The following is a 25,677-nucleotide window of genomic DNA, read 5'->3' on the forward strand; positions in this document are numbered from 1 at the left end:
ATGTCATTAACCGATTTCTTTTCTCCCTTAAATATTGATCAGTTTACACCAAAACAAGGTTTTCTTACCAGTCAGCTGGGATTAAAAGCCGAATTTTATACTGAATCATTTCCAGATTTGGAGGAAAACAAATTTGATATTGCTATTTTTGGTGTGCTAGATGGACGAAATGCAGTGAATAATGAAGGTTGTGGTATTGCTCCGGATTATTTGAGAGAAAAATTTTACAAGCTAAACGAGGGCGCATTCGAAAGCAGAATCGTTGATTTAGGAAACATCAGACCAGGTGCTTCTGTTGCCGACACATATATTGCCGTAAAAATGGCGGTTTCTGAGTTGATCAAAAACAATATAATTCCGGTAATTATTGGCGGCGGCCAAGACCTTACCTATGCACAATATTTGGGCTACGAAGATTTGGAGCAGAAAGTTGATTTAGTAGTGGTAGATAATCAATTTGATATTGATGGACACGAAAGTGAAGGCATAGAAACCCGTTCTGATTGCTATTTAAACAAAATATTCTTACACCAACCTAACTATCTTTTCAATTTCAGCAACCTGGGTTATCAAACCTATTTTGTAAATCAAGAGAGCTTAAATGTTATGGATAAGCTTTATTTTGATGCTCACCGTGTAGGCGAATTTGCTCAGGATATAACACTCACAGAACCAATTATCCGCAATGCGAATATGGTAAGTTTTGATATTGGCGCCATACGTTCTGCGGATGCTGCTGCCAATGCAAATACCACACCCAACGGATTTGACGGGGAAGAGGCATGCAGAATTGCCCGATATGCAGGCATGAATGATAAGTTAACCTCTATCGGTTTTTATGAATTTAATCCGGCTTACGATAATAACGGACAGACGGCCTTTTTACTTGCGCAAATGGTTTGGTATTTTGTAGATGGTTTCTACGCCCGTAAAAAAGACTTTCCACTAACACCAAAATCTCAGTTTATCATTTACAGAACGAGCTTAAAAGATGGTTCGGGAGAGATGACATTTGTGAAAAGCAAAAAATCTGACAGGTGGTGGATGCAGGTACCTTATCCTGCGCAGCAATCGAAAAATGAACGATATCATTTGGTTCCTTGTCGCTATGACGACTATCAAACCGCCGTTAACGGAGAAATGCCCGATTTGTGGTGGCGCACTTATCAAAAGCTTGCATAATTTTACAAAATTTTTAATTTGTTAAGCTTACATTTTTATACATTTGATTTTTAGAGTTTAAATCCCTCACAACCAATAAAATAAACCAATGAAAAAAATAATTTTAGCGGCTATGGCAATTTTGCCTTTGGCTGCAATGGCTCAAAAGCCTTTTACAATTAAAGGTGATGCCAAAGCATTAAAAACCGGCAACAAGATTTATCTGATTTACAGCGAAAATAGTCAGCGTAAAACAGATTCGGCAACGGTAAGCAACGGTAAATTTGAATTTAAAGGAACCGTTACCGATCCATTATCAGCAAATCTATTCAGCAAAGTAAATCCTTATGTTAAAGGTGCAAATACAAAAAATTTAGATTTCGCTAATTTATATTTAGAGCCAGGAGTTATTACTGTAAGTTCGGTAGATTCGATAAAATCAATGACCGTTAGTGGTACACCTGCAAATAATGACAATGCTAAACTAAAAGCTAATTTAAAACCTATTGCAGAGCGGATAAGCGCAATTGATGCAGAATATGAAAAACTTTCTGCAGAGCAAAAAAAGGATAATGCGATTGTTGGTGCTTTAAGAGAAAAATATTCGAAGATTTCAGAGGAAATGACTCCGGTATATTTAAACTTCGCGAAAAGTAACCCAAAATCATACGTTAGCTTAATGACGCTTAGTCAACTTTCTGGCGACCCGGATGCGCAAGCCCAGGTTGAAATGGCTTACGCAGGTTTAAGTCCGGAACTAAAAGCAACCAAAATTGGTACAACTTTAGCAAAAACTTTAGAAGCAACCAAAAAAACTGCTGTTGGTGTTATGGCTATGGATTTTACACAAAATGATGTTGATGGAAAACCGGTAAAATTATCAGATTTTAAAGGCAAATATGTTTTGGTTGATTTCTGGGCATCATGGTGTGGCCCTTGCCGCCAAGAAAACCCTAATGTTGTGCTTGCCTACAATAAATTTAAAGACAAGGGTTTCACCGTTTTAGGTGTATCATTGGATAGACCAGGCGCTAAAGATGCTTGGGTTAAAGCCATTGCAGATGATAAATTAACCTGGACACATGTTTCAGATTTAAAATATTGGGAAAATGAAGTTGCTGTAATGTATGGCATACGTTCTATTCCTGCTAACTTTTTAATAGACCCAACCGGAAAAATTATCGCCAAAGGTTTAAGAGAAGAAGCTTTACAAAGTAAATTACAAGAACTTTTAGGAAGTAAAACGAAATAAGTTCTTTTAAACGAAGAAGCCACAGATTAGCAGATTTCAATTGAAGAAAATCGGTTAATCTGTGGCTTTTATATTTTACTGATTTTTAAATCAAATCGAAACCGATATCTTCTCTAAAATATTTACCATCAAAATAAATTCTGCCGGCATCGGCAGTTGCAGATTGAAGCGCAGTAAATAAATCTTTTTGCAAGCTTGTAATTGCAATTACTCGTCCGCCATTTGTTTTAACAACATCGTTATCTAACAATGTTCCGGCGTGGAAAGCATTAGAGTGACGAAGATTTTCAATTCCTGAAATCGCTTTTCCTTTCAAATATTCGCCAGGGTAACCACCTGCAACAATCATAACCGTTGCCGCCGTTTCTTCGCTAATTTCCAACTTAACCTGGTTTAAAGTTTTATTGGCAGTTGCCATGAAAAGCTCAACCAAGTCATTTTTTATCCTTGGGATAACACTTTCCGTTTCCGGATCACCCATACGGGCATTGTATTCGATAACGTAAGGTTCATCGCCAACTTTTATCAAGCCAAAGAAAATAAAGCCTGTATAATCGATGTTATCTTTCTTTAAACCATTAACAGTTGGTTTAATAATTCTTTCTTCAATTTTATTTAGAAATTCTGCAGATGCAAAAGGTACCGGAGAAACCGAACCCATTCCGCCAGTATTTAAACCTGTATCGGCCTGACCGATGCGTTTATAATCTTTAGCCTCTGGCAGTGTTATGTAATTTTCGCCATCCGTTAAAACGAAAACTGAAAGTTCTATTCCGCTTAAAAATTCCTCGATTACAACTGTTGCTCCGGCAGCGCCAAATTTGCCACCAAGCATTAGTTTCAATTCCTCCTGGGCCTCGATAGTTTCAGTACAGATTAAAACACCTTTACCCGCAGCTAAACCATCAGCTTTTAAAACAACTGGTAAAGCATGGTTTTGCAGATAGGCTAAACCGTCTTCCAAAGTATCTGGAGTAAATGAACGCGATGCAGCGGTTGGAATACCGTGTCGCTCCATAAATTGCTTAGAAAAATCTTTACTACCTTCTAAAATTGCGCCTTCTTTTTTTGGTCCGATAACTGGCACATGTGCAATAGTAGAATCGGCTAAAAAGAAATCATGAATACCATTTACCAGGGGTTCTTCAGGCCCAACCACAACCATATCAATTTGCTCCTTTAAAACAATTTTTTTGATTGAATCGAAATCGTTAACGCTGATGTTGATATTAGTACCATAAGCACCAGTACCGCCATTACCCGGTGCAATTATTAGTTTATCACAGTGTGATGACTGGCTCATTTTCCAGGCGAATGCGCTTTCTCTGCCACCTGAACCTAATAGTAAGATATTCATATTGGCAAAGATAATAAATGAGGGATGGAAAATGGTAGATGGATGATGGAAAATATGATAAAATTATGGATGATGCATAGCTGCAAGCGTATAATGGGCAAGCATTTCATTATCCATTTTCCATAATTACATTTTACATCATTTAGCGCTTCGTGTCATTTGTTCTAACATATCCCACATTTCATTTGGGATAGCTTCGAGTCCATTCATTTGACCAGCGCCTTGCAGCCATTCGCCACCATCTATGGTAACAACCTCACCATTAATATAACCAGAGAAATCGCTTACTAAAAATGCAGCTAGGTTTGCAAGTTCCTGATGCTCGCCCACTCTTTTTAAAGGAACACGGTTTTTAAAATCGAATTTCTTCGCCAAATCTCCTGGAAGCAACCTTTCCCAGGCGCCCTTTGTTGGGAAAGGACCAGGTGCAATTGCATTTGTCCGGATGCCGTATTTGCCCCATTCTACCGCTAAAGAACGGGTTAATGCTAAAACTCCACCTTTTGCACATGCCGAAGGCACAACATAAGCTGAACCCGTAAAAGCATAAGTTGTAACGATATTTAAAACTGTAGCAGTTTGTTTTTCTTTAATCCAATGTTTACCAAAAGTTAAAGTACAATTAACCGTTCCCTTTAACACGATATCGATTATTGAAGAAAATGCATTGGCCGATAATCGCTCTGTTGGAGATATAAAATTACCCGCAGCATTATTTAAAAGGATATCCACCTTGCCAAATTTTTCTATCGTTTTAGCAAGCACATTTTCAACCTGCTCAATTTCCCGAACATCACATGCTACAGCTAAAACTTTACCTCCCGTTTTTTCCTCCATCTCATCAGCAGCCTTTTGCAAAACATCTTGCTTACGACTTGTAATGACCAGATTAGCACCAAGTTTGAGGAAATAAACGCCCATCGCTTTTCCTAAACCTGTTCCACCTCCGGTAATTACTATTGTTTTACCTTTTAAGGCATCATCGCGTAACATTGGTTGATTAAAATTTAACATATATCTGGTTGTTTACTGGTTGATTGTTTAACTGTTGAACTGAATAATTGTTCAATTGGTTAGTTATTGAACTGATTAAGCGTTTAATTGCCGAATTGGTAATTGAACAATTGTTAATTTATGAATACATAACTATTTCCTTTGCAGGTTTTCTAAAATGGTTTTTAAAATATGCCTGGTAGATGGAGCCCACCATTGTGCTAATATTTTCTCTAAAGTTTCAGATTGCTCACCGCTTACTGCAGCGATTAAATCCGTTCGGATATTTAACTTGCTTTGCGACCAGGTGTTGCTTTCAAGCTCCATAAATTTCTTTATTTTGCGTTCTGCAGCGGTTAATAAACTTTCGTTTTTTACCACCTCATCAACCAAACCAATCTTTAAAGCTTCTTCCGGATTAAATAATTTACCGGTTAACAAACTTCTTGAAGCTTCTGCAGTACCAATCCAAAATGAGTATAATTGGAAGATGCTATTAGGCACAATAATTCCAACCGGAACTTCATTTAAACCAATGATAAACTGGCCTTCAGCCATTACTCTATAATCGCAAGCTAAAGCCATAACGCAGCCACCCGCAGGGCTGTGGCCACTAATTGCCGCTACAATTGGCTTTTTAAACCCAACCAGGTTTGCTGTAAATTTGAAAAATAGTTCGAAGAAAGTTTTTGCCTCCTCCTCGTTATAGCCGTAAAGCTCTACCAGATCTAATCCTGCTGAAAAGAAAGGGGCTTTACCTGTTAAAATAACACCACCAATGTTATCATCTTTCGATATATTATCCAGCATATCGTTAAGCTCGGTAACCAACTCCCTGTTCATGGCATTTGACTTGCCTCTATCTAAAGTAATGGTGGCCAGGCGATCTTTTACGCTAACTTTAATCGTGTTCATAGTATTGGTATTAGTGTTGAATGTTAAGCAAAATAATAAATTTGAATTAGTATGCATGCATACTAATTCAAATTTATTATTTTTTAGCTAGTTAATATCAAAAATGGGAAATCCATTTTAAGATAATACTCTCCAATAGAGTATTTGATATTGCTATTTTACATCAAATGTTGATACCGACCTGGCAAAATGGCCTTCAGCATCAATGCCTTCTATAACCATGCGGTAAGTTCCGGGTTCATCTGCATTATAAAAACTGAATGATGCTTTACCTTCCTTATCGCTCACCACCTGCGGATTCCAGTAAATTGTGCTCCTGTAATCAGCTCTTGTGCTATTTGTTGCATCGTCATATTTAGGAGCATAAAACTCTCTGGAAATAGAAAAGCCTTTTTGATTTACTGTTACTACACCTGGTGCATATACACTTGCTAAATTATCACTTCCACCACGTTTTGTAGTCACAATTAATACGCCACCAGCGCCTCTGCTTCCATAAATAGCTGTATTAGCAGGCGTTCTCAACACTTCAATCGTTTCAACGTCATTAGCATTAAGAATATCTAAAAAATCAGGCTCTACATTCATACCATCAACCACTACAGCCATAGGTGTATTTTGACTTCTTGTTGAATAAGGGATGCCGTTTCGCCAAATTACAAATGGAATTCTTCCGTTTAAACATTGCGAAAGCATAACACAAGCCGATAAATCTTTTGCAGTTATGATAAAGTCTGCACGACCAGCGCCATTTAAATTAGCAGAGTTTTTTGCTGGATTTCGCTGCTCCGTTACCGTAACTTCGTTTAGTTTTATAGTTCTTTCCAGCAACCCTAACCTGGTCATTTCATTAAAGTAATTATCACTTTCTTTAATATATTTCATCAAAGTATTGTTAACATTTACATCAATTTCGGCACCATTTTTACTTTTGGTAATGATTTGATTGGGTACGGCATCAAGTTTAATTTCTACAAACTTTCTATCTGTTTTCGTTCTGGCTTGCACCACAAACCTTACACTATCGTTAAATTCTAAATTATCAAAGCTAAATTTACCTTCGGCATTTGTAATTGTATCTTGGATAAATAAGCCACCTTTTGTAGCCATTATCATTACTTTTCCATTCGGAACAGGCTTGCCTCCTTTTGTAACCGTACCACTAATTGAAGTTGATTGTTCAGCTTTGTAAGTTAATGCCGGACCAACATTGTTGATTACGTTTCTCCACAAAAACCTTCTCCAGCCATGCGTTAAGAGCAAATCATCTAAGTTTTTTGAAGTTGTAACATCATCCTTTAAAAAGTAATAATTTGGCTTTTCTACAAAACCTGCCAAATCCGAAGTAAGCAATAGATTTGCGAAAATGTTACTTTCATTATTTTCATCAGGAGCAACTTTGTTGGTATTGGTAACTGCTACAGAAAAACTGCCGATTAAAGGTTGCTGTTTATTAGAGGCATTAAAACTAATTGTTGATTTGCCTCTCTTTAAGTTAGAAACCTCAGCTGAATTTACTTTTAAATCAATTATATCGCCTCTATTTTTATTAAAGATTAATCGTTCTGCAATAGGCGTATTATCATTTGAAAACAAAGTAAACTGTATTATACCAGCCGGCAATTTGCTTTTAGAAATTGTAGCTGTTAATAACTGTTTATCTACTTTAGCTTTTGAAACATAGTAAATATTACCACCTTGTTGTGCCACAATCTTCAATTCATCACCATTAATCCTGTCGGCGCTGGTCATAATTTTTACAGTAACCTTTCCTGTATCTAAATTATTTACAGATAAAGCATTGCCACTCTTTAGCGCTAAAGGCAATTTAAAATCTTTTTGAGAACCATCTTTAAAGGTAACTTTTGCAGTATAGGCTTTGTTTGGCTGCATGTTTAAAACGAAACTTCCCATACCTAAATGTGTAGTGGCCAGGCTCATTACTTCAAAGCCGGTGTCATCAACAATTTTTGCTTTAATATCTTCGCCCAACCCAGCACCGTTTATGGCTTTAATCGCAATTTTTTGTGGCAGCTCTTCAACCATTGCGCCACCTTCAGGTAAAAATTGTACATCTACATCATTACTTGTTGAAGTAATTGGGATAGACTTAACAATCTTTTGCTTATTATCTAAAGTAATGGTGGCAACAATTTTTCCTTTTTTATTTAGAAAAGATTGATTGTTGGTAAAACTTACGCTTGCTTCTCCAGCGTCGTTTGTTGTGGCTTTGCCTTTAGCAACTGTTCTATAATCCAGTTGCACCTCGTAATTTACCTCATTATTTTTATAAGGCGTTCCGTCTTTATCTTCAAACTTTATCGTTGCGTTTACCTTATCTGCGCTATTCTCTTTACTAAATGTATACTGCGTAAAAGTGAAAACCTTATTCGCCCAACCATTACCAATTTTAATATTCTTATCGAAGAAAAAATCTGTTCCGAAATTGCGCATGTAGTTGGTATAGGCTCTGATTCGATAATTACCTTCGCCAAGCGAATCTATAAGTTTTAAATCGCCCCAGGTAATACCGCCAATTATGGGCAACTTAATCAGTCGTTTTAAAGAATCTTTTTCATTAATCAGTTCTACATATAAAATTTTACTGATTTGAGATGGCTCGAGGGTTTTGGTATTAACGGTGTAGGCTTTAAACCATATATCATCGCCTATGGCATAATAAGGTTTATCTAAATGCAGGTATACTTTTTCCTGAGGATACTTGGCAGAATAATCCTCTAGCTTTTTAAGCAATTGCGTAAAAGGATCATCATCCAATTTAAATGCTGCGAAACCTAAAAGCACAACAAAAAAACCGAGCAGGAGCGAGATTTTGATTTTCATCTGGCGTAGTTTATAAATAAAATATGCCTCAAGGTACAAAACCTGAGGCATATAATTATGAATTTTACATGAAAATAGAAAGCGCTAAAAGTTATTCTTCCACATCATACTTTCTACCGGTTTAGTTGTTTTATTGCTATATTTTGCATTGCCTTTATTGTTGTACATCGTTTCTACATCGCCTTCTACAACAAAGTAAATTAATTGCCCAATAGGCATACCTGCATAAACTTTTACAGGTTGCGCAACAGAAATTTCTAATGTCCAGGTATTGCAAAAACCAACATCGCCTTTACCTGCTGTAGCATGAATGTCGATACCTAATCTTCCGGTGCTGCTTTTACCTTCTAAAAATGGCACATGGCTATGCGTTTCTGTATACTCTAAAGTTACACCTAAATACAAGGTACCCGGATGCAGAATAAAACCATCCTTCGGAATTTCGAAATGCTCTATTTCATTATGTTTTTTGGCATCTAATACCCGGTTTTTATACGTTGCCAAATATTTTCCAAGGTGTACATCGTACGAATTGGTACCTAAGCAACTGCGATCGAAAGGCTCAATTATTATCGTTCCCTTTTCAATTTCTTCTAAAATCCTTTTATCAGATAATATCATTTTTATGCGTATTTTTGGCCTAAATTATCATTTATTTAAGATAATTTTGCATGTTAAATTTCAATTTTATAAATGCCAATAGTTTATAATAAAAATATCGATGAACATTCTGTTCTGGCCATCTGGAAAATTGAGGAAACGGAAGCGCAACTCTTAGCCGGGTTACAATTAAAACAGCACGAACTTGATATCATTTCATCTTTAAACAATGGAAAACGATTGCTGCATTGGTTAAGCACCCGCTTGCTACTTCGTACCTTACTAAATACTGCAGAGTACATAGATTGTAAATTTGATGAAGATGGAAAGCCTTATCTGGTAAACTTCGATTACAAAATTTCTTTAAGCCACTCTTACGATTATGCGGCTGTTATGATTAGCAAAGATTATGCGGTAGGCGTAGATATTGAGCTGATAAAACATAAAATAAAAAGCATTAAGCATAAGTTTTTAAACGATATTGAGCTTGCCCAAAGGCAAATTGGCGATAATACCGAAGGACTTTACGTATGTTGGTGTGCAAAGGAAGCCATTTACAAGTGGCACGGCAAAAAAGTACTTGAATTTAAAGCACATATACACATCAAACCGTTTAAGTTAAAAAGTGCAGGCAGTTTAAATGCGCTTGTAGAATTACCAACCGGCACCCGCGAATTAACCGTAAACTATTTTAAAACGGCAGATGGATATATGGTTGGCTATGTACAAGCTGCGCAAAACTAATCCGTTAAAAGAAAAATGAAAGAGGCAAGCGAGCAAAATAATACGGATAAGTTAGTTTTAACACAATTTTTAGATTGGGGATTAACAGATTACCAGCAAGCCTGGGATAAACAGGAAGATTTGTTAAATAAAACTGTTGCCATTAAAAGCGAAAACCGCGTTAATGGTACAAATTTACCAACTCCAAACTATCTTATCTTTAACGAGCATCCGCATGTTTACACACTGGGCAAAAGCGGGCATCCGGAAAACTTGCTTTTAGATGAGCAAGGACTTAAAGATAAGCAAGCCACTTACTACAAAATAAATCGCGGTGGCGATATTACTTACCATGGTCCGGGCCAAATTGTTGGCTACCCGATTTTAGATTTAGATAATTTCTTTACCGATATTCATTTATACCTCCGAACGCTTGAAGAAGCGGTAATTTTGACACTAAAAGATTATGGTATTGCAAGTGGCCGATACGATGGCTACACCGGCGTTTGGCTAGATGCCGATAATGAAAAAGCCCGCAAAATTTGCGCAATGGGCGTTCGTTGCAGCAGATGGGTTACCATGCATGGCTTTGCTTTTAATGTTAACGTAGATTTAGATTATTTTAAAAACATAGTTCCTTGCGGTATTGATGATAAAGCCGTTACATCTTTAGCCCATGAGCTGGGCTACAAACCCGATATTGAAGACGTAAAGAAGAAACTAAAAAATCATATTGCTGCACTCTTTAAAATGAAACTGATTTAATTTTCTACGTTTTTTATTTTGAAAATGTAAGGTTCTGTTCATTTGGCGGCTTACAGCCCTGCTATCGCCTATAGTCCTCGCTCGTGCCTCGCTCCGGGCTATTTGGCTCTATCAGGTTTAAGAACAAAGTTTTCCGCCTAAAGCCCGCATAATGCCAAATATTCATTGCCGTTGGTTTCAACAAACGGATTAATAGATGAAAGCCATAAAGAATTTTTCGATTCGGTTTTGGGTTAGTTTGTACATGCTTTAAAAATAGCCCCGACATAAGCGGAAATACTTTAATTGCAGTAACCTTGAAATTATTGGGTCTCCAAACAATGAAATAGCTGCTTCGTGCCGCAGCAACACAGAAGTTGTTTAAAGATTGCAGCATTGGCGGGACAGAACCCAACCAAAGAATCACAGACATTGCGCTTCTAATTAAAAAAAGAATAACATCTTTATTTTAAGAAGAGAAATTTTTATAAAAGAAAGAAAAGGTTTCGATGAGCAGTTTGCGCTATCAACGTTCGAAATCACAGAATAACTTAAAACCACATAAGCTCCTTTTCCGTAAATTGCCTTATGAAAATTTTATTAAGCGTCATTTTATTTTCTTTTCTATCTTCGGGATGCACTAAAGTAAAAACGATGCCTGCAAAAAATTCGACCGACAATTCATTAGTAACCAAAAATACTACAGGCGTATTTACCTACCTGGCCTTGGGCGATTCTTATACCATTGGCGAGGCAGTACAACAAAATGATTCTTTCCCCTATCAGCTAAAAAATTTATTAGTTAAAAACGGTTTTACGGTTGAAAACCCAAAAATAGTTGCCAAAACCGGCTGGACAACTGATGAACTTCAAGGCGCAATAGCACAAGCAAAAATTTCTCAAAAATTCGACTTCGTTACGCTACTTATTGGTGTAAACAACCAATACCGAAGTTATAGTTTAGAAACCTATAAAAAAGAATTTCGTGAGCTGTTGGAAACCGCTATTGGTTTTGCCGGTGGAAAAAAAGCAAGGGTTTTTGTAGTTTCAATTCCGGATTGGGGTGTAACTCCTTTTGCCAAAAGCGGCTTTAAATCTGCAGATGCTATTGCAAAAGAAATTGACGCTTTTAACAGCGCTGCTGAAAAAATAACTAATGATACTGGCGTAAGTTTTACCAATATTACGCCTGGCTCACGGATGGCTGCAAACGATTTAACACTTGTTGCAAGCGATGGCTTACACCCAAGTGGCAAAATGTACAGCAATTGGGCATCTGCACTCGAGCCGAAAATATCTAGCGTGCTTAAATAAATCCACTAAACATTCATGTTTGCGGTAACATGTTTATAATCCTTCATAACGGTTTCTAAAAACTGTAATTCATTCATCCCGGCAGGAAGATTTACAGCCATGTGGTTTTTAATCTTCGCAGACATGGCATAAATTAAATCCGGATTTCCAGTGGTGTAATAACCCGTCAACACCTCATAAACAAGTTCTGCATCTCTATCGTTTAAATGCAAAACCTCTTTAAAAGTTGGCTGGTAATCTTCAGGCAGCGAAAAGCTAAAAGCAACATTATCAATTTTTGTTCTTGGTACGGTTTTAATCAGTGTTGTTTTCGCTAGTTTATCTCCAATACGCTGGTGTTTTTCGGTTACCGCCACCGAAATTAGTGCAACAACACCCCAACCAAACCACACACCAAAATCAACAATTCTGAAAATCCATCGCATTAAATATTGTCCAAAAGTTGGTTGGCCGCCATCAAGGCTAATGACTTTTATCTTCATAATTTTCTTTCCGAAGCTTTGCCCGTTCATCATCATTTCGCAAACCAAATCGTAAAAAATAAAAATAACCGCAAATAAAATTATTAATACGATAGAAACATTACCAGAGGTGCTAAATTGAGCGGCTACCATTAAAATTAAAACCACAATATATAAAACAGCAAAACCAGCAAGATCTATTAGTCTGGCGGCAATGCGCTCGCCTAATCCAGCAATTTCATATTCAATATCAACGTTTTGAGCAGTGCTAATTATAATGGATTCCATGTCTCAAACATAATTTTTTTTATGGATAGATAGTAGTTTAACAAACGTAATTTTTTCATCTGTAAAATAATTAAGCATTTGCTTTATATTTTGTTAGGGAAAAAAATTAAACTATTTTAACCACAGATTTGAGCAGCTATTCATGAGAGAAGCTTTATTTGTTAAACAAAATACCGAAAAGTGGCAACGATTTAATGATTTGCAACAGGCTAGTCCTGATGAATTGGCCGATCGCTTTACGGAAATAACAAATGATTTAGCCTACGCCAAAACTTTTTATCCAAACTCGAAAACTACAGCTTATTTAAATGGCTTAGCCTCAAAACTTCACAGTTCGGTTTATAAAAATAAGAAGGAAAAATCAAACCGCTTTCTAACATTCTGGAAAACTGAACTTCCATTGCTCTTTTTCCAACATAGAAAGCAGGTTTTTTACGCATTGGCCTTTTTCTTAGTTTCTTGTGCAATTGGCGCTATTTCGGCAAAATATGATGATACATTTATCAGACTAATTTTAGGCGATGGTTATGTAAATATGACGAATGATAACATTGCAAAGGGCGACCCATTTGGCGTTTATAAACAACAAAACCCAGTGCTTATGTTTATCCAGATTGGCGCTAACAACATTTTCGTTTCTTTGTACACCTACGTTTTAGGCATAATTTTCTCTTTCGGAAGCATTGTTTCACTATTTAGAAATGGGGTAATGCTTGGTTCGTTTCAATACTTTTTCTTTAGCAAAGGTTTAGGTATTCAATCGGTTTTAGTAATCTGGATTCATGGAACTTTAGAAATATCGGCAATCGTTTTGGCCGGTGCTGCAGGTTTAGTTTTAGGCAATAGCTTCCTGTTTCCAAAAACATATACCAGAATGGCATCTGTTTTAAAAGGCGCTAAAGATGGTTTAAAAATTGTGCTCGGACTTGTACCAATATTCATAGTTGCCGCATTTTTTGAGAGTTTTATTACCCGACATACCGAAATGCACTGGACATTAAGTGGTTCTATATTAATCGGCTCTGCCGCTTTTATAATCTGGTATGTTTTTATTTATCCTAAAAAAATCTATCTGCAAACACAACTAAATTAATATGCTCAATAAAATTGAATTTAAGAAAATACGCGATTTCGGCCAGATAATTAATGATACGTTCACCTTTATCCGACAAAATTTTAAACCATTAATTAAAACCTACTATATATTTTGCGGGCTTTTTGTATTAGCCGGAATGCTGGCAATGCTGTTGCAACAATACAAAGCCGTAAATTTTATAAATAATATGGATGGATTAAGAAATAGAGGATATAGGTCGCAATTATATGGCGTAGAATATTTCATGGCAATACTATTCTCCTTAGCGGGTTATGCATGCACTACGGTTACGACGTTATCATATATAGCAATTTATGTACAAAAAGGTAACCAAACACCAACTACCGATGAAGTTTGGGGCTATATTAAATATTATTTCTTTAGAGTATTTGGCAGTTCACTTTTATTAGGCCTACTGCTTGTTGTTGGCTTTGTTTTTTGCTTACTACCTGGTTTTTGGCTCTTACCAATCATTTCGCTGGTTTTCCCCATTATTGTTATCGAAAATGGAACTTTAGGCTACGCCTTTGGCAGAAGTTTCAAATTAATAAAGGATAACTTTTGGATAACTTTCGGTACGCTGTTTATCATTTGGATAATTGTATACGCTTGCATGTCATTTGTAGTTTTGCCCACCACATTATTTAGCATGCTTGGCTTATTTTCGGGCAGCAAGCCACAAATGTCGTTAGTATTTACAATGCTGAGCACAGTTTTACAATACCTTTGCCAGGTGTGTACCGTTATACCCATCATTACCATAGCACTATCTTACTTTAGTTTGGTTGAGCAAAAGGAAAGCGCTGGCTTAATGGAGCGTATCTCTACATTTGGAAACGAAGAAAAACCAGTTGATTACCGCCCCGAAGAATATTAAGCGCATGCTAAAATTGGTTTTTAAATTCTTGATTTGTTTTCTATTGCTTTTTGCAGGAGCGAAGGCTATTGCGCAAAATAATAAACCAAAACCACAGCTAGCTGTAAAAATAGATAGCAGTAAAGTTTCGCCCTTAGCTTTTGATAAAAAAGCAATTGAAACCTATGAAGAACAAAAAGAATTTAAATATGATGAAGCTCAAACACGAGATTTATCTCTGTGGGATAGGTTTTGGATGTGGTTTTGGCAAATGGTTTCGAGGTTAATAACCACTGCAGGTTCTACACCTGGCTCAAAATATTTCTTCATTATCATCGGCATAGCCATTTTGGTTTACATCATCGTAAAAATAATTGGCTCAGAAAATATTTTTAGTAAAAAATCAAAAGAAACCATTCTTCAATACGATGTTTTAAATGAAAATATCCATGAAATTGACTACGAAAAAGAGCTTCAAAAGCTAATCGACCGAGGAAAATATCGTCTTGCGGTGAGGCTGTTGTATTTAAAAACTTTAAAAAAATTAAGCGACTCCAACATCATTGATTGGAAACCAGAGAAAACCAATTATAACTACCTAACAGAAATTAATAAACCAGAGTTGAAATCGGAATTCGGAAAGCTTACACACCACTTTGATTATATCTGGTATGGAGATTTCCCTGTTGATGAAAATAAATTCGAGCCAATTAACCAATCTTTTAACCAGTTTAACTCGGCAATAAAATGAAGGGTTATAAAATATATTTTGCCATTGGCTTAATACTGATATTGGTTTATCTTATTGCTCAGTTTAATAAGCCAACACCAACAGATTGGTCTCCATCTTATAAAAAAGAGAGCAAAATTCCTTACGGAACGTATATTCTGTACAACCAACTTCAGGATGTTTTGCCGGGCGTAAAAAAGCAAGCATCGGCTATGCCAATTTACAACACACTAAAAGGCAAAAATTATACTAATGCAAGCTATTTAATTATTGCGCCGCAAATAAAAATTACAAAAGTCGATTTTGAGCAGATAAAGAAGTTTACAAGCGCTGGAAACAAAGTGTTTATTGCCAGTTACACCTTGGGTAATCATGCAGAGGAAGCATTAAAAATAAAAACTGCTTATAATTTCAATAAGGATGGCAGTTCAATAAATTTTACAAATCCGGCCTTAAAAACAGTTGTAAATTATGGTTTTGATAAAGGCATTGGCAATCAATATTATCGAAGTATAGATACTGCAAAAGCAACAGTATTGGGTGTTGATGCGAACAATAAACCAAATTTTATCAGTTATAATTTTGGTAAAGGTGCTCTTTATGTAATTGCCGGGCCAGGCTTTTACAGCAACTGTAATATGCTCGATAAATATGGTCCTGAATATGCTGCCAAAACTTTGAGTTATTTAAAAGGTACAAACACTTTAATTTTTGATGATTACTACAACATTGTTGATGCCGGAGAAACTAATATTTTAAGGGTATTTTTTAAACATCCTGAATTAAAATATGCTTATTATCTGTGTATTTTTAGTTTGCTGCTTTTTGTTTTTTATGATATAAAAAGAAGACAGAGAATAATCCCGATTGCAGATCCCTACACGAACACATCTGTAGAATATGCCCAGGTTGTAGGTAGCGTATATTACCACGAGCATAACAATCTTGACATCGCTCAAAAGAAAATAAGTTATCTGCTAGAGCATTTACGAAGCCGATATTACATCAGAACAAATGAAATCGACAGCGCTTTTGCAATTACCCTGATGCAAAAAACCGGTATTAATGAAGCGATGGCGAAATCGCTAACACGCTACATTACTCAAATTCCAACGCTTAAAAATTACAGCGATTCAGAATTAATTGGCTTAAACCAGATTATAGAAGATTTTTATAAAAACACAAAAACCTAATGGAAGAGGAACAATTTAATCAACGTACAGATTTATCAGCATTAACTGATGCCGTAAATCACATTCGCTCGGTACTTAGCAATATTATTATCGGGCAAAAACAGGTTATCGATTTTTTAATTGTTGGCTTGCTTTCTGACGGACATATTTTAATTGAAGGCGTACCAGGAGTTGCCAAAACCCTGAGTGCAAAATTATTGGCAAAATCAATTGATGCACAATTTTCGAGGGTGCAATTTACACCCGATTTAATGCCTTCTGACGTATTAGGAACACCAATTTTCAATACCAAAAGCGGCGACTTCGAATTTAGAAAAGGTCCAATTTTTGGCAATATTATCTTGGTTGATGAAATTAACCGTGCCCCTGCCAAAACACAATCTGCACTTTTCGAAATAATGGAAGAACGCCAGGTTACCATTGATGGTACAACTTACCTGATGGAAGAGCCTTTTATGGTTTTGGCAACGCAAAACCCGATTGAGCAAGAAGGCACTTATCGCTTACCCGAAGCACAACTGGATAGGTTTTTATTTAAAATTGAAGTTAAATATCCATCCTTGGAAGAAGAAACGGAGATTTTGATGAAGCAGCATAGCTTGGTAAACAAAACCTTGCTTGATGAAGTAAAACCAGTTTTATCGGTTCAGCAAATTAAGTCGGCCAGAGAAACCATTCGGAGTTTATTTGTAGAACCAAAACTTATTGAATTTATTGCAAAAATTGTTAATGAAACACGCAATAACCCATCCTTATATTTGGGTGCTTCACCACGAGCTTCGTTGGCCATTATTCATAGTGCAAAAGCCCTGGCTGCAATACAAAACCGGGATTTTGTTACGCCAGATGATATTATAACCGTTGCCGTTCCGGTTTTGGCACACCGTATTATTTTATCGCCAGAAAAAGAAATGGAAGGCATTACAACAACCGACGTTGTTCATCAAATTATTAAAAGAATAGAAGTTCCAAGATAAGTTAAGCTCAAAAACCAATTGAAAAACATATTCCAACAGTATTATAAAAATTTATTTCTAAGCAACAGGTTATTTGCCGCATTGGCAACCTGTGTATTGTTATTTATTTTAAAGTTTTTCTTTAACTGGTTGGGCGAAATTCCTGAAATTTTTACTGGTGTTGTTTTTATTTTATTGATTTTGAATATCGTAATTCTTTATCGAATAAATAATGGAATTGAAGCAAGCCGATTAACTTCGAAAAGATTAAGCAATGGCGATGAAAATCCGATTCAAATTGAGCTTAAAAACAAATATGGTTTTGGGGTAAATCTTCGGGTGATAGATGAAGTTCCTTTTCAGTTTCAATTACGCGATAAAGATTTTCGATTAAGTTTAAAATCCGGAGACATCAAATCTATCCATTACAATTTAAGGCCAACAAAACGTGGCGAATACGATTTTGGTTTTATAAGGGTTTACGTAAGCTCAGCATTAGGTTTGGTTAGCCGCAGATTTAATTTTGATGGCTCAAAAATCCTTCCGGTTTATCCGTCCTTTATAAATTTAGGCCAATATGAATTAATGGCCGCCTCTAATCATTTAACCGAGTTTGGTGTAAAAAAAATCCGCAAAATCGGACAAAGTACAGCGTTCGACCAGATTAAAAATTACGTTGGTGGCGACGACATCCGAACCATAAACTGGAAAGCTACGGCTAGAAAAAATAGTTTAATGGTTAATACTTATACCGATGAGCGTTCGCAAAATATTTACTGCATAATCGATAAATCGAGAGTAATGCGTATGCCTTTCGAAGGTTTGAGTCTGCTCGATTACGCCATTAATGCAACCGTTGCGCTATCAAAAGTCGCCATGCTTAAACAAGATAAAGCAGGAATAATAACGTTATCAGAAACGATAGGAACAATTGTGCCGGCTGAGCGAAAATCAACCCAGCTTAGCCACATAATGCAAGTGCTTTATAAAGAGAAAACCCGTTATCTAGAAAGCAATATGGAGGCGCTTTACAGCACTATCCGTTCGGTAATAAAACAGCGTAGTCTTGTGGTTTTCTTCACAAATTTTGAAAGTTTATCTGCCTTGCAAAGGCAAATGCCTTACCTTAAAAGGGTAGCAAAATATCATTTGCTTTTAGTGGTGTTTTTTGAAAATACCGAGCTAAAAAGTTTAAGTAACAAACCCGCCAAAGATATCGAAGGTATTTACCATAAAACCATAGCAGAAAAGTTTATCTACGAAAAGAAATTAATGGTTAAAGAGTTAAACAGATGTGGCATTTTATCAATTTTAACTCCGCCGCAAAAATTAACCATTAGTGTAATCAATCAATACTTGGCATTAAAAGCGCAGCAAAAAATTTAAAAAACTAAATATTTAAACCCATAATCTGTGGAGAATCAGACTATTACAACTTAATTATTAATGACTTTTATCGGGTAATTCCCAGGAACATTTCGGCCTGTGGAGACACAGACCGGCGAGTCGAAATTAAATTTACTCTGTAACCCAATCCATGGCCTGTGTCTTCACAGACCATCCAGTAATTTAAAGACCTTTTCGATAATTATTTCCTCTTAAAAAACTGTTCTATAATCAGAAATTAATTCGAAAGGGTCAATTTCATTCATATAAAATTTCGCAGAAGACCATAAATAATCTTCGGGAATCTGAGCTAAATTCCACCTTTCTTGTAATGGATTTTTATGAATATAATCCAATTTCTGCTCTAACATATCTCTTGAATCAATTAAGATAGCTAGTGAATCCCTTTGCCATAATCTGAAATTTCTATCTGACTCCTTAACAATAAATTTTTGGAGTAAGATTAGGTTTCTAAATTTTAAATCCTCAATTATTTTATGCGAGGTAAATTTCGTAAAACTAGCGTGTGGCATTTCTTTGCCATTCATTTGCAGCATTTCCCAAATGATATGAATATGATTAGGCATTATAACGTATCCGTAAATTTTGATGGTTCTTCTTGCAATAAGCTCTTTTAATGAGTTTAAAATGATTAGCTTATAAATATCATCGGTTAATACACAGCTCCAATCTTTAATTGTACTTGTCCAAAAATATATTTGGCCTAAATTCATTGCAGAATTGCGCCGTTGTTTAAATAAGTCTTTGATAGGCATATTTAAATTTAATATTTAGTTTGGTTATAAAGACATCCTTCTTACAGAATTGAGTGAAGGATTGTTATTAACTATTTCAGTCTGTGGAGACACAGACCATTACAAATTAATTATTAATGACATTTACCGGGTAATTCCCACGAACATTTCGGTCTGTGGAAACAAAGACCAAGGTGCAGCAAAAAATTAAAACAACTAAATGTTTCAAATCCATGGTCTGTGTCTCCACAGACCATTACAAATTAATTATTAATGACTTTTATCGGGCAATTCCCTGCAACATTTCGGTCTGTGGAAACAAAGACCAGGGTGCAGCAAAAAATTAAAACAACTAAATGTTTCAAATCCATGGTCTGTGTCTCCACAGACCATTACAAATTAATTATTAATGACTTTTATCGGGCAATTCCCTGCAACATTTCGGTCTGCGGAAACAAAGACCAAGGTGCAGCAAAAAATTAAAACAACTAAATGTTTCAAATCCATGGTCTGTGTCTCCACAGACCATTACAAATTAATTATTAATGACTTTTATCGGGCAATTCCCTGCAACATTTCGGTCTGTGGAGACACAGACCGAGGTGCAGAGATTAGATTATATATGCAAACCTAACCATGGTCCGTGTCTTCACAAACAGAATTGCATATAAAAATTATCCTAAAAAACCTACTAAACAGAACTACTCCTCTTCCCTGAAATAAACTTTATAATAGTTCATAGATTTTTCATCATCGTAACCTTTCTCAATCATTTCTTTATTTCCATGAATGTAGATGTGAAAATTCTTATCCAATTTTAAAACACTTTTATAAACCCGAGCTTGTTTTTTAACCGCGGCATCGGCAATTTCAAAACTATCCGCAATCGGACTTTCATATTCCTCCTCGTAATTTTTCTTGTAGTTTTTAAAAGATTCTATTCCTTCGGCATTACCAATAACCTCATTTCCGAATTCTTCAATATCAAAAGTTTCCTTTTCCTTAAAATATTTCATCGAACGGTTAAGCAAATCAATCTTATCAGCTTTACTTATTTCATAATCATCATCAAGCTTTTGAGTTACAAAGTTTTTGTAAACGCCCAACACATTGTTGGTTTGGTTATAACTATCGTTTCTAATTTTCAGTTTCAAAAACTCATCTTTCCAATAAACTGCGCTATCATTGCTGCTCTTAGATTGGTCCAGCACAACAATTTTAAACCCTTCTTCTTTCTCAACATTAAAAATCAAACAACCTTTATCTAATTTATTAATATTGATGGCTTCTTGCTCGTAGCTCACATTAAAACCGTCTTGCTCAGGGTAAACCTTCAAATAAGTATCTTTATTTTCCGATTTAAAAATACCTAAAACATCAAGCTGCTCGCCTTCAATCTGCACTTTTTCGAAATAGGCAACATATAATTCGCCCGATTTAATTTTCGGATGGTTCGCCACATCATATAAATGTTTTGCCAGCTGTTCCGAATTTTCGTGAAAAAGCGAGTTATTTTCAAAAATCTCATTCGCAAAATGGTACACTTCGTTCAATTGCAAATTATCACTCGGATGGTAAAAGCGAAAAACTTCATTCACCTTTTCAAAAGGCTTTAAAAAATACTGCATTAATAAATTACCCAAAATTTCGTCCTCAATTTTTAAAGGTGCGTCAGATAGTTTGTAATATTCTTCCAGTAATTTATTGCCGGTATGGTGTATAGAAAGTTGCTTTAACGAAGCTTCGAAAAATGAAATCATGGCGGCAAAAGTAAGTAAAAGCCATGGGAAAGAAAGATGCAGATTTTTTAAAATTTTATAATAATTTGAAAATGTTTCAGCAGTAATTCTTGGCAGCTGTAGCCCCGTTATTCGCTCATACGCCCGCAGGCCTTAAGCACAGGCCGGTATCCTCTACTACCGGGTTTAAAAAACAACGGGTGATTAGGCAAATCTCCCATTTTAATTTACAGATAGTCTATTTTAAAATCTCTGTGGTTAATAAACCTTTTTGTACTTTTGCGGCTATGTCAGTTATTAAGCCCAGTTTAGCAAAAGGTACCCGCGATTTTTCTCCTGTAGAAATGGTGAAACGCAACTTTATTTACGATACCATTAAAACGGTTTTCAGGAAATATGGTTATGCAGAAATTCAAACACCAAGCATGGAAAACCTTTCTACCTTAACCGGAAAATATGGCGATGAAGGTGATAAACTGATATTTAAAATCTTAAATAGCGGCGATTATTTGAGTAAAATCGATGAGCAATTACTGGCAACACGCAACTCACAACTGGCAACATCAAAACTATCTGAAAAAGCCCTTCGGTACGATTTAACCGTTCCTTTCGCTCGTTACGTTGTAATGCACCAAAACGACATCACACTTCCTTTCAAACGTTTCCAGGTACAACCCGTTTGGCGTGCAGATAAGCCACAAAAAGGTCGCTACCGCGAATTTTACCAATGCGATGTTGATGTGGTTGGATCAAAAAGTTTATTAAATGAGGCTGAGTTTATTTTAATTTACGATGAAGCTTTAAGCAAATTAGGTTTAAAGGATTTCAATATAAAAATTAATAACCGTAAAATTTTATCGGGCATTGCCGAAATTATTGGCAAACCAGATTTAATTATCGACATGACTGTTGCCATAGATAAACTTGATAAAATTGGTTTGGATGGTGTAAGTAAAGAGTTATTGGAACGTGGTTTTACCGAAACTGATTTAGAAAAACTTCGTCCGGTAATATTGCTTGAAGGCAATAACGAGGAGAAACTGGCCAGCTTAAAAACTGTATTGGCAGAATCAGAAACCGGATTAAAAGGCATAGCTGAAATTGAGCAGGTTTTTGAATATGTAGAAAGCCTTATATCTTACACTTTACCTTTAACTGCAAAATTAGAACTCGATATTACACTAGCAAGAGGCTTAAATTATTATACTGGTTGTATTTTTGAGGTTAAAACTAACGAAGTTGCTATGGGCAGCATTGGTGGCGGTGGCCGTTATGATGATTTAACCGGCATGTTTGGTTTAAAAGATTTAACCGGCGTTGGTGTATCATTCGGAGCGGATAGAATTTATGATGTTTTAGAAGAACTGAATTTATTCCCGGCATCTGCAGAAGTTGGAACAAAGGTTTTAATCAGCAATTTTGATGATGAAGCTGAACGATTTGCATTGCCAATTCTGCAACAATTTAGAACTGCTGGCATTGCTGCAGAGCTTTACCCAACATCAGCAAAGCTGAAAAAACAAATGTCGTACGCGGATGCAAAAAAAATACCTTACGTGGTGTTAATTGGTGGCGATGAAATTGCAAGCGGCGAGCTTACTTTAAAAGATATGCAAAGTGGCGAGCAGAAAAAAATGACGGCCTTAGCCATTATGGATTTATTGAAATAGAAATTAATAAATGATCTGTGAAGACACAGGCCATTTAAAAAAATTTGTCCCTCTGTAAAAACGGTCGTCATTGCGAATATATTAGTGTATTAATTACCTATACTATTATCCGTTGGTTGAAACCAACGGCAATTAATGTCTGCAAGTTTATTAGCACTGCAAAATAGATAACAAGGCATTCATTGCAGGCTGCTTTAGCTGCCTGTTTTATATTAAGCACTTAGCGGCTTTAGCCAAAAACCTTCGTTCTTAAACCCGATTGGTTGAAAAGCCCGTAAGCGAGGAACGAGTGCGGACTTGTAAAGGAAAGCGGGACTGAAATTACCGAAGAATTACTGAAATAACGTTTTCAAATATTTTTAAAGGCAATTATTGGAAGGTCTTTAAGCCAAGATGCTTCGTATTTCGCAATGAATATTGTCTAAAGCATTGTGGTCAACTAAGTATCTATCTTCCAACTCTCAACAAAACCGGGAAACGGACATCTTTTTCAGCGTCGCTGCCCCAGGCTTCTTTTAGCTCGGTGAACATGTATTCTATCGGGTTTCTTTCGTTCGCTTTTTTGTAATGTTGCAACGCAGACCAAGTATTTAAATAGCCGATTAGCTGATTAAAATTCCAACGGGTTTTTATCAAGAAATGAGGCGGTGTAATTTCTTCAAAAGGAAACGGAATGGTTTTATAATTCTCCTCGATGTACCTTCTTTCGGGGTCCCAATATTTACCCAAAAAATCTTCGTAAAGTTTGTGTACAGCAGCATCAACCTTTTTATCGATATGCATAATTCCGTAGCCGATTATTGCAAAAATCCCATCAGGCTTTAAGGTTCGTTTAACTTCGCTGTAAAAAGCATCGAAATTAAACCAATGTACCGCTTGCGCTACGGTAATCAAATCAAAACTATCATCATCAACATTTGCTTTATCAGATGATTCTACCTGATAAACAATGTTTGGCAATTTTAAAGCCTGCTCAATCTGCTTTTTGCTAATGTCTGTAGCATAAACGCCTTCAAAATGCAAAGCTAATTCTCTCGCCACCTGCCCGTTTCCTGTTGCGCAATCCCACGCAGCTTTTTTATTAACAACTAAAGAAAATAAAAAATCATAAAGCTCTTTCGGGTAAGTTGGGCGATATATTGCATAATCCGCAGCCTGGTTAGAGAAATTATCTTTCATATCAAAATGCTTAACTTTTAGTAACAGAATAATTGAAGTTATGCATTTGTTTGCAAAAACATTATTCTACTGCTATCTTACCATAAAACATACATTTGTGTTTTATAAACTTGTAAGATGAGCAAAACCTTAACTGATTTTAAAGCCGGAGAAATTGATGAAGTGAAATACAGGCTGAAATCTATTTTTGGCGGCTCGGTAGGGAATTTGGTAGAATGGTACGATTGGTACACCTATTCGGCTTTTGCATTGTATTTTTCTCCTGCATTTTTCCCTAATAGCAACGCTACTGCACAATTATTAAACAGTGCGGGTATTTTTGCAGTAGGCTTTTTAATGCGACCAATAGGCGGTTGGTTATTCGGCAGCATTGCTGATAAATTTGGCAGAAAGCAATCAATGGCGATTTCGGTTTTTATCATGGCCATTGGCTCACTCATCATCGGATTAACGCCAGGCTACAAACAAATTGGAATTGCTGCACCATTATTATTGGTTTTCGCCAGGCTAATTCAAGGTTTAAGTACAGGTGGCGAATATGGAACATCTGCTACCTATTTAAGTGAAATGGCGGCGAAAAAGCATCGTGGTTTTTACTCAAGCTTTCAATATGTAACGTTAATTGGCGGTCAGTTATTGGCATTAGGCATACAGCTCATTTTGCAGAATTGGCTGCTAAGTCCGGCAGAATTACAAGCCTGGGGATGGCGCATTCCATTTTTTATTGGTGCAATTTTATCTTTCATTGCTTTGTATTTAAGAAGGCACATTGCCGAAACTTCTGCTTTTAAAAGTAAATCTGTAGATGATAAAAAAGGCGGCATAGCCGTTTTAATGCAATACCCAAAAGAAGTGCTAACCGTAGTTGGCTTAACTTTGGGTGGTACAATTGCGTTTTATACTTTTAGCACTTACATGCAAAAATTTTTGGTTAACACGGTTCATTTAAGTAAAGAAACATCAACAACATTATCTTTTACTTCGTTATTGGTATTTGCAATTATTCAACCTTTATTTGGTTTATTATCCGATAAAATTGGAAGAAAACCTCTTCTAATTGGCTTTGGCGTTTTAGGCGCATTGCTTACTTATCCAATATTAACCGGAATAGCAAATGAAACCAATACCATCCTTATTTTTCTATTAATGATAGCCGCATTAATTATTGTTAGCGGCTATACCAGCATCAACGCAGTGGTAAAAGCAGAATTATTTCCTGCTGAAATTAGAGCACTTGGTGTGGGTTTGCCTTATGCTTTAACAGTAGCAATATTTGGTGGAACTGCCGAATATTTGGCGCTTTGGTTTAAAAACATTGGCCACGAGAATTATTTTTATTGGTATGTAACCGGATGCATTTTAATTTCCCTAATCCTTTATACCACCATGAAAGACACTAAACATCATTCTAAAATTGAGGATTGAAGCTACTGATGCTTTAATTCTAACAATTATAGGTTTGTTA

General features: G+C 36.1%; 22 protein-coding genes. 13 read left to right on the top strand and 9 right to left on the bottom strand.

Going from position 1 to position 25,677, the window contains the following annotated elements; all coding sequences use genetic code 11:
* Entirely contained in the window at positions 1-1,182 is a 1,182-nt protein-coding gene (locus LUA90_RS11765; protein WP_231491042.1) for a formimidoylglutamase, read from the top strand.
* An 88-nt stretch (positions 1,183-1,270) separates the two neighbouring features.
* Complete coding sequence (locus LUA90_RS11770; protein WP_231491043.1) at positions 1,271-2,413, top strand: TlpA disulfide reductase family protein; 1,143 nt, start codon at positions 1,271-1,273, stop codon at positions 2,411-2,413.
* Positions 2,414-2,498: 85 nt separating this feature from the next.
* On the opposite strand, the gene purD is transcribed toward LUA90_RS11770, so the two are convergent.
* From purD to dcd, 5 genes are all read right to left on the bottom strand, one after another.
* On the bottom strand, positions 2,499-3,770 hold the full coding sequence (gene purD, locus LUA90_RS11775) for a phosphoribosylamine--glycine ligase (RefSeq protein WP_231491044.1): 1,272 nt from the start codon (positions 3,768-3,770) through the stop codon (positions 2,499-2,501).
* Between the two features lie 138 nt (positions 3,771-3,908).
* Positions 3,909-4,784, bottom strand: a complete 876-nt coding sequence (locus tag LUA90_RS11780; RefSeq protein ID WP_231460473.1) for an SDR family oxidoreductase — start codon at positions 4,782-4,784, stop codon at positions 3,909-3,911.
* Between the two features lie 132 nt (positions 4,785-4,916).
* Positions 4,917-5,678, bottom strand: a complete 762-nt coding sequence (locus tag LUA90_RS11785; RefSeq protein WP_231491045.1) for an enoyl-CoA hydratase/isomerase family protein — start codon at positions 5,676-5,678, stop codon at positions 4,917-4,919.
* 153 nt (positions 5,679-5,831) lie between these two features.
* Positions 5,832-8,522: a TonB-dependent receptor plug domain-containing protein gene (locus LUA90_RS11790; RefSeq protein WP_231491046.1), complete on the bottom strand. Its 2,691-nt coding sequence runs from the start codon at positions 8,520-8,522 to the stop codon at positions 5,832-5,834.
* 84 nt (positions 8,523-8,606) lie between these two features.
* Positions 8,607-9,143 carry a dCTP deaminase gene (gene dcd / locus LUA90_RS11795; RefSeq protein ID WP_231460476.1) on the bottom strand — a complete coding sequence of 179 codons (537 nt, stop codon included), beginning with the start codon at positions 9,141-9,143 and terminating at the stop codon, positions 8,607-8,609.
* A gap of 72 nt (positions 9,144-9,215) precedes the next feature.
* Here dcd and LUA90_RS11800 point away from each other — a divergent pair, with 72 nt between their 5' ends.
* The 3 genes from LUA90_RS11800 to LUA90_RS11810 all read left to right on the top strand — a co-directional run bounded on the left by LUA90_RS11800 (position 9,216) and on the right by LUA90_RS11810 (position 11,903).
* On the top strand, positions 9,216-9,866 hold the full coding sequence (locus LUA90_RS11800; protein WP_231491047.1) for a 4'-phosphopantetheinyl transferase superfamily protein: 651 nt from the start codon (positions 9,216-9,218) through the stop codon (positions 9,864-9,866).
* Positions 9,867-9,881: 15 nt separating this feature from the next.
* On the top strand, positions 9,882-10,610 hold the full coding sequence (gene lipB / locus LUA90_RS11805; RefSeq protein WP_231460478.1) for a lipoyl(octanoyl) transferase LipB: 729 nt from the start codon (positions 9,882-9,884) through the stop codon (positions 10,608-10,610).
* A 567-nt stretch (positions 10,611-11,177) separates the two neighbouring features.
* Positions 11,178-11,903, top strand: a complete 726-nt coding sequence (locus LUA90_RS11810) for an SGNH/GDSL hydrolase family protein (protein WP_231460479.1) — start codon at positions 11,178-11,180, stop codon at positions 11,901-11,903.
* Positions 11,904-11,908: 5 nt separating this feature from the next.
* Here LUA90_RS11810 and LUA90_RS11815 read toward each other — a convergent pair whose 3' ends face one another.
* Complete coding sequence (locus tag LUA90_RS11815; protein ID WP_231460480.1) at positions 11,909-12,652, bottom strand: RDD family protein; 744 nt, start codon at positions 12,650-12,652, stop codon at positions 11,909-11,911.
* A 142-nt stretch (positions 12,653-12,794) separates the two neighbouring features.
* On the opposite strand from LUA90_RS11815, the gene LUA90_RS11820 reads away from it, so the two are divergent.
* From LUA90_RS11820 to LUA90_RS11845, 6 genes are read left to right on the top strand one after another with little or no spacing between them, the layout of a single operon-like run.
* Positions 12,795-13,745 carry a stage II sporulation protein M gene (locus LUA90_RS11820; protein ID WP_231460481.1) on the top strand — a complete coding sequence of 317 codons (951 nt, stop codon included), beginning with the start codon at positions 12,795-12,797 and terminating at the stop codon, positions 13,743-13,745.
* Between the two features lies 1 nt (position 13,746).
* Complete coding sequence (locus tag LUA90_RS11825; protein ID WP_231460482.1) at positions 13,747-14,625, top strand: hypothetical protein; 879 nt, start codon at positions 13,747-13,749, stop codon at positions 14,623-14,625.
* 28 nt (positions 14,626-14,653) lie between these two features.
* Positions 14,654-15,355: a DUF4129 domain-containing protein gene (locus tag LUA90_RS11830; RefSeq protein ID WP_231491048.1), complete on the top strand. Its 702-nt coding sequence runs from the start codon at positions 14,654-14,656 to the stop codon at positions 15,353-15,355.
* Positions 15,352-16,527 (top strand): DUF4350 domain-containing protein, encoded by a 1,176-nt coding sequence (locus LUA90_RS11835; RefSeq protein WP_231491049.1) that lies wholly within the window; start codon positions 15,352-15,354, stop codon positions 16,525-16,527. Before LUA90_RS11830 ends, LUA90_RS11835 begins: the two co-directional genes overlap by 4 nt.
* Positions 16,527-17,504: a MoxR family ATPase gene (locus LUA90_RS11840; protein ID WP_231491050.1), complete on the top strand. Its 978-nt coding sequence runs from the start codon at positions 16,527-16,529 to the stop codon at positions 17,502-17,504. The genes LUA90_RS11835 and LUA90_RS11840 overlap by 1 nt, the downstream gene beginning before the upstream one ends.
* Before the next feature lie 18 nt (positions 17,505-17,522).
* The gene (locus LUA90_RS11845) at positions 17,523-18,869 is read left to right on the top strand and encodes a DUF58 domain-containing protein (RefSeq protein ID WP_231491051.1); all 1,347 of its coding nucleotides are present in this window, start codon (positions 17,523-17,525) and stop codon (positions 18,867-18,869) included.
* Between the two features lie 212 nt (positions 18,870-19,081).
* Here the strand turns inward: LUA90_RS11845 and LUA90_RS11850 are convergent, their stop codons facing one another.
* Positions 19,082-19,645, bottom strand: coding sequence for a transposase (locus LUA90_RS11850; RefSeq protein WP_231491052.1), 564 nt, complete (start codon positions 19,643-19,645; stop codon positions 19,082-19,084).
* Positions 19,646-20,325: 680 nt separating this feature from the next.
* The gene (locus LUA90_RS11855; RefSeq protein ID WP_231460487.1) at positions 20,326-21,384 is read right to left on the bottom strand and encodes a nucleoid-associated protein; all 1,059 of its coding nucleotides are present in this window, start codon (positions 21,382-21,384) and stop codon (positions 20,326-20,328) included.
* 266 nt (positions 21,385-21,650) lie between these two features.
* Between LUA90_RS11855 and hisS the strand changes: the two genes are divergently transcribed.
* On the top strand, positions 21,651-23,033 hold the full coding sequence (gene hisS, locus LUA90_RS11860; protein ID WP_231491053.1) for a histidine--tRNA ligase: 1,383 nt from the start codon (positions 21,651-21,653) through the stop codon (positions 23,031-23,033).
* 447 nt (positions 23,034-23,480) lie between these two features.
* Here hisS and LUA90_RS11865 read toward each other — a convergent pair whose 3' ends face one another.
* Complete coding sequence (locus tag LUA90_RS11865) at positions 23,481-24,212, bottom strand: class I SAM-dependent methyltransferase (RefSeq protein ID WP_231491054.1); 732 nt, start codon at positions 24,210-24,212, stop codon at positions 23,481-23,483.
* A 117-nt stretch (positions 24,213-24,329) separates the two neighbouring features.
* On the opposite strand from LUA90_RS11865, the gene LUA90_RS11870 reads away from it, so the two are divergent.
* Entirely contained in the window at positions 24,330-25,637 is a 1,308-nt protein-coding gene (locus LUA90_RS11870; RefSeq protein ID WP_231491055.1) for an MFS transporter, read from the top strand.
* Positions 25,638-25,677: the final 40 nt, after the last annotated feature.

This window comes from Pedobacter sp. Leaf170 (assembly GCF_920984665.1).
Classification (GTDB): Bacteria; Bacteroidota; Bacteroidia; order Sphingobacteriales; family Sphingobacteriaceae; genus Pedobacter.

Coding starts and splice junctions, on each gene's coding strand:
- LUA90_RS11765 (WP_231491042.1), top strand. CDS start 1: ATGTCATTAACCGATTTCTTTTCTCCCTTAAATATTGATCAGTTTACA.
- LUA90_RS11770 (WP_231491043.1), top strand. CDS start 1,271: ATGAAAAAAATAATTTTAGCGGCTATGGCAATTTTGCCTTTGGCTGCA.
- purD (WP_231491044.1), bottom strand. CDS start 3,770: ATGAATATCTTACTATTAGGTTCAGGTGGCAGAGAAAGCGCATTCGCC.
- LUA90_RS11780 (WP_231460473.1), bottom strand. CDS start 4,784: ATGTTAAATTTTAATCAACCAATGTTACGCGATGATGCCTTAAAAGGT.
- LUA90_RS11785 (WP_231491045.1), bottom strand. CDS start 5,678: ATGAACACGATTAAAGTTAGCGTAAAAGATCGCCTGGCCACCATTACT.
- LUA90_RS11790 (WP_231491046.1), bottom strand. CDS start 8,522: ATGAAAATCAAAATCTCGCTCCTGCTCGGTTTTTTTGTTGTGCTTTTA.
- dcd (WP_231460476.1), bottom strand. CDS start 9,143: ATGATATTATCTGATAAAAGGATTTTAGAAGAAATTGAAAAGGGAACG.
- LUA90_RS11800 (WP_231491047.1), top strand. CDS start 9,216: ATGCCAATAGTTTATAATAAAAATATCGATGAACATTCTGTTCTGGCC.
- lipB (WP_231460478.1), top strand. CDS start 9,882: ATGAAAGAGGCAAGCGAGCAAAATAATACGGATAAGTTAGTTTTAACA.
- LUA90_RS11810 (WP_231460479.1), top strand. CDS start 11,178: ATGAAAATTTTATTAAGCGTCATTTTATTTTCTTTTCTATCTTCGGGA.
- LUA90_RS11815 (WP_231460480.1), bottom strand. CDS start 12,652: ATGGAATCCATTATAATTAGCACTGCTCAAAACGTTGATATTGAATAT.
- LUA90_RS11820 (WP_231460481.1), top strand. CDS start 12,795: ATGAGAGAAGCTTTATTTGTTAAACAAAATACCGAAAAGTGGCAACGA.
- LUA90_RS11825 (WP_231460482.1), top strand. CDS start 13,747: ATGCTCAATAAAATTGAATTTAAGAAAATACGCGATTTCGGCCAGATA.
- LUA90_RS11835 (WP_231491049.1), top strand. CDS start 15,352: ATGAAGGGTTATAAAATATATTTTGCCATTGGCTTAATACTGATATTG.
- LUA90_RS11840 (WP_231491050.1), top strand. CDS start 16,527: ATGGAAGAGGAACAATTTAATCAACGTACAGATTTATCAGCATTAACT.
- LUA90_RS11850 (WP_231491052.1), bottom strand. CDS start 19,645: ATGCCTATCAAAGACTTATTTAAACAACGGCGCAATTCTGCAATGAAT.
- LUA90_RS11855 (WP_231460487.1), bottom strand. CDS start 21,384: ATGATTTCATTTTTCGAAGCTTCGTTAAAGCAACTTTCTATACACCAT.
- hisS (WP_231491053.1), top strand. CDS start 21,651: ATGTCAGTTATTAAGCCCAGTTTAGCAAAAGGTACCCGCGATTTTTCT.
- LUA90_RS11865 (WP_231491054.1), bottom strand. CDS start 24,212: ATGAAAGATAATTTCTCTAACCAGGCTGCGGATTATGCAATATATCGC.
- LUA90_RS11870 (WP_231491055.1), top strand. CDS start 24,330: ATGAGCAAAACCTTAACTGATTTTAAAGCCGGAGAAATTGATGAAGTG.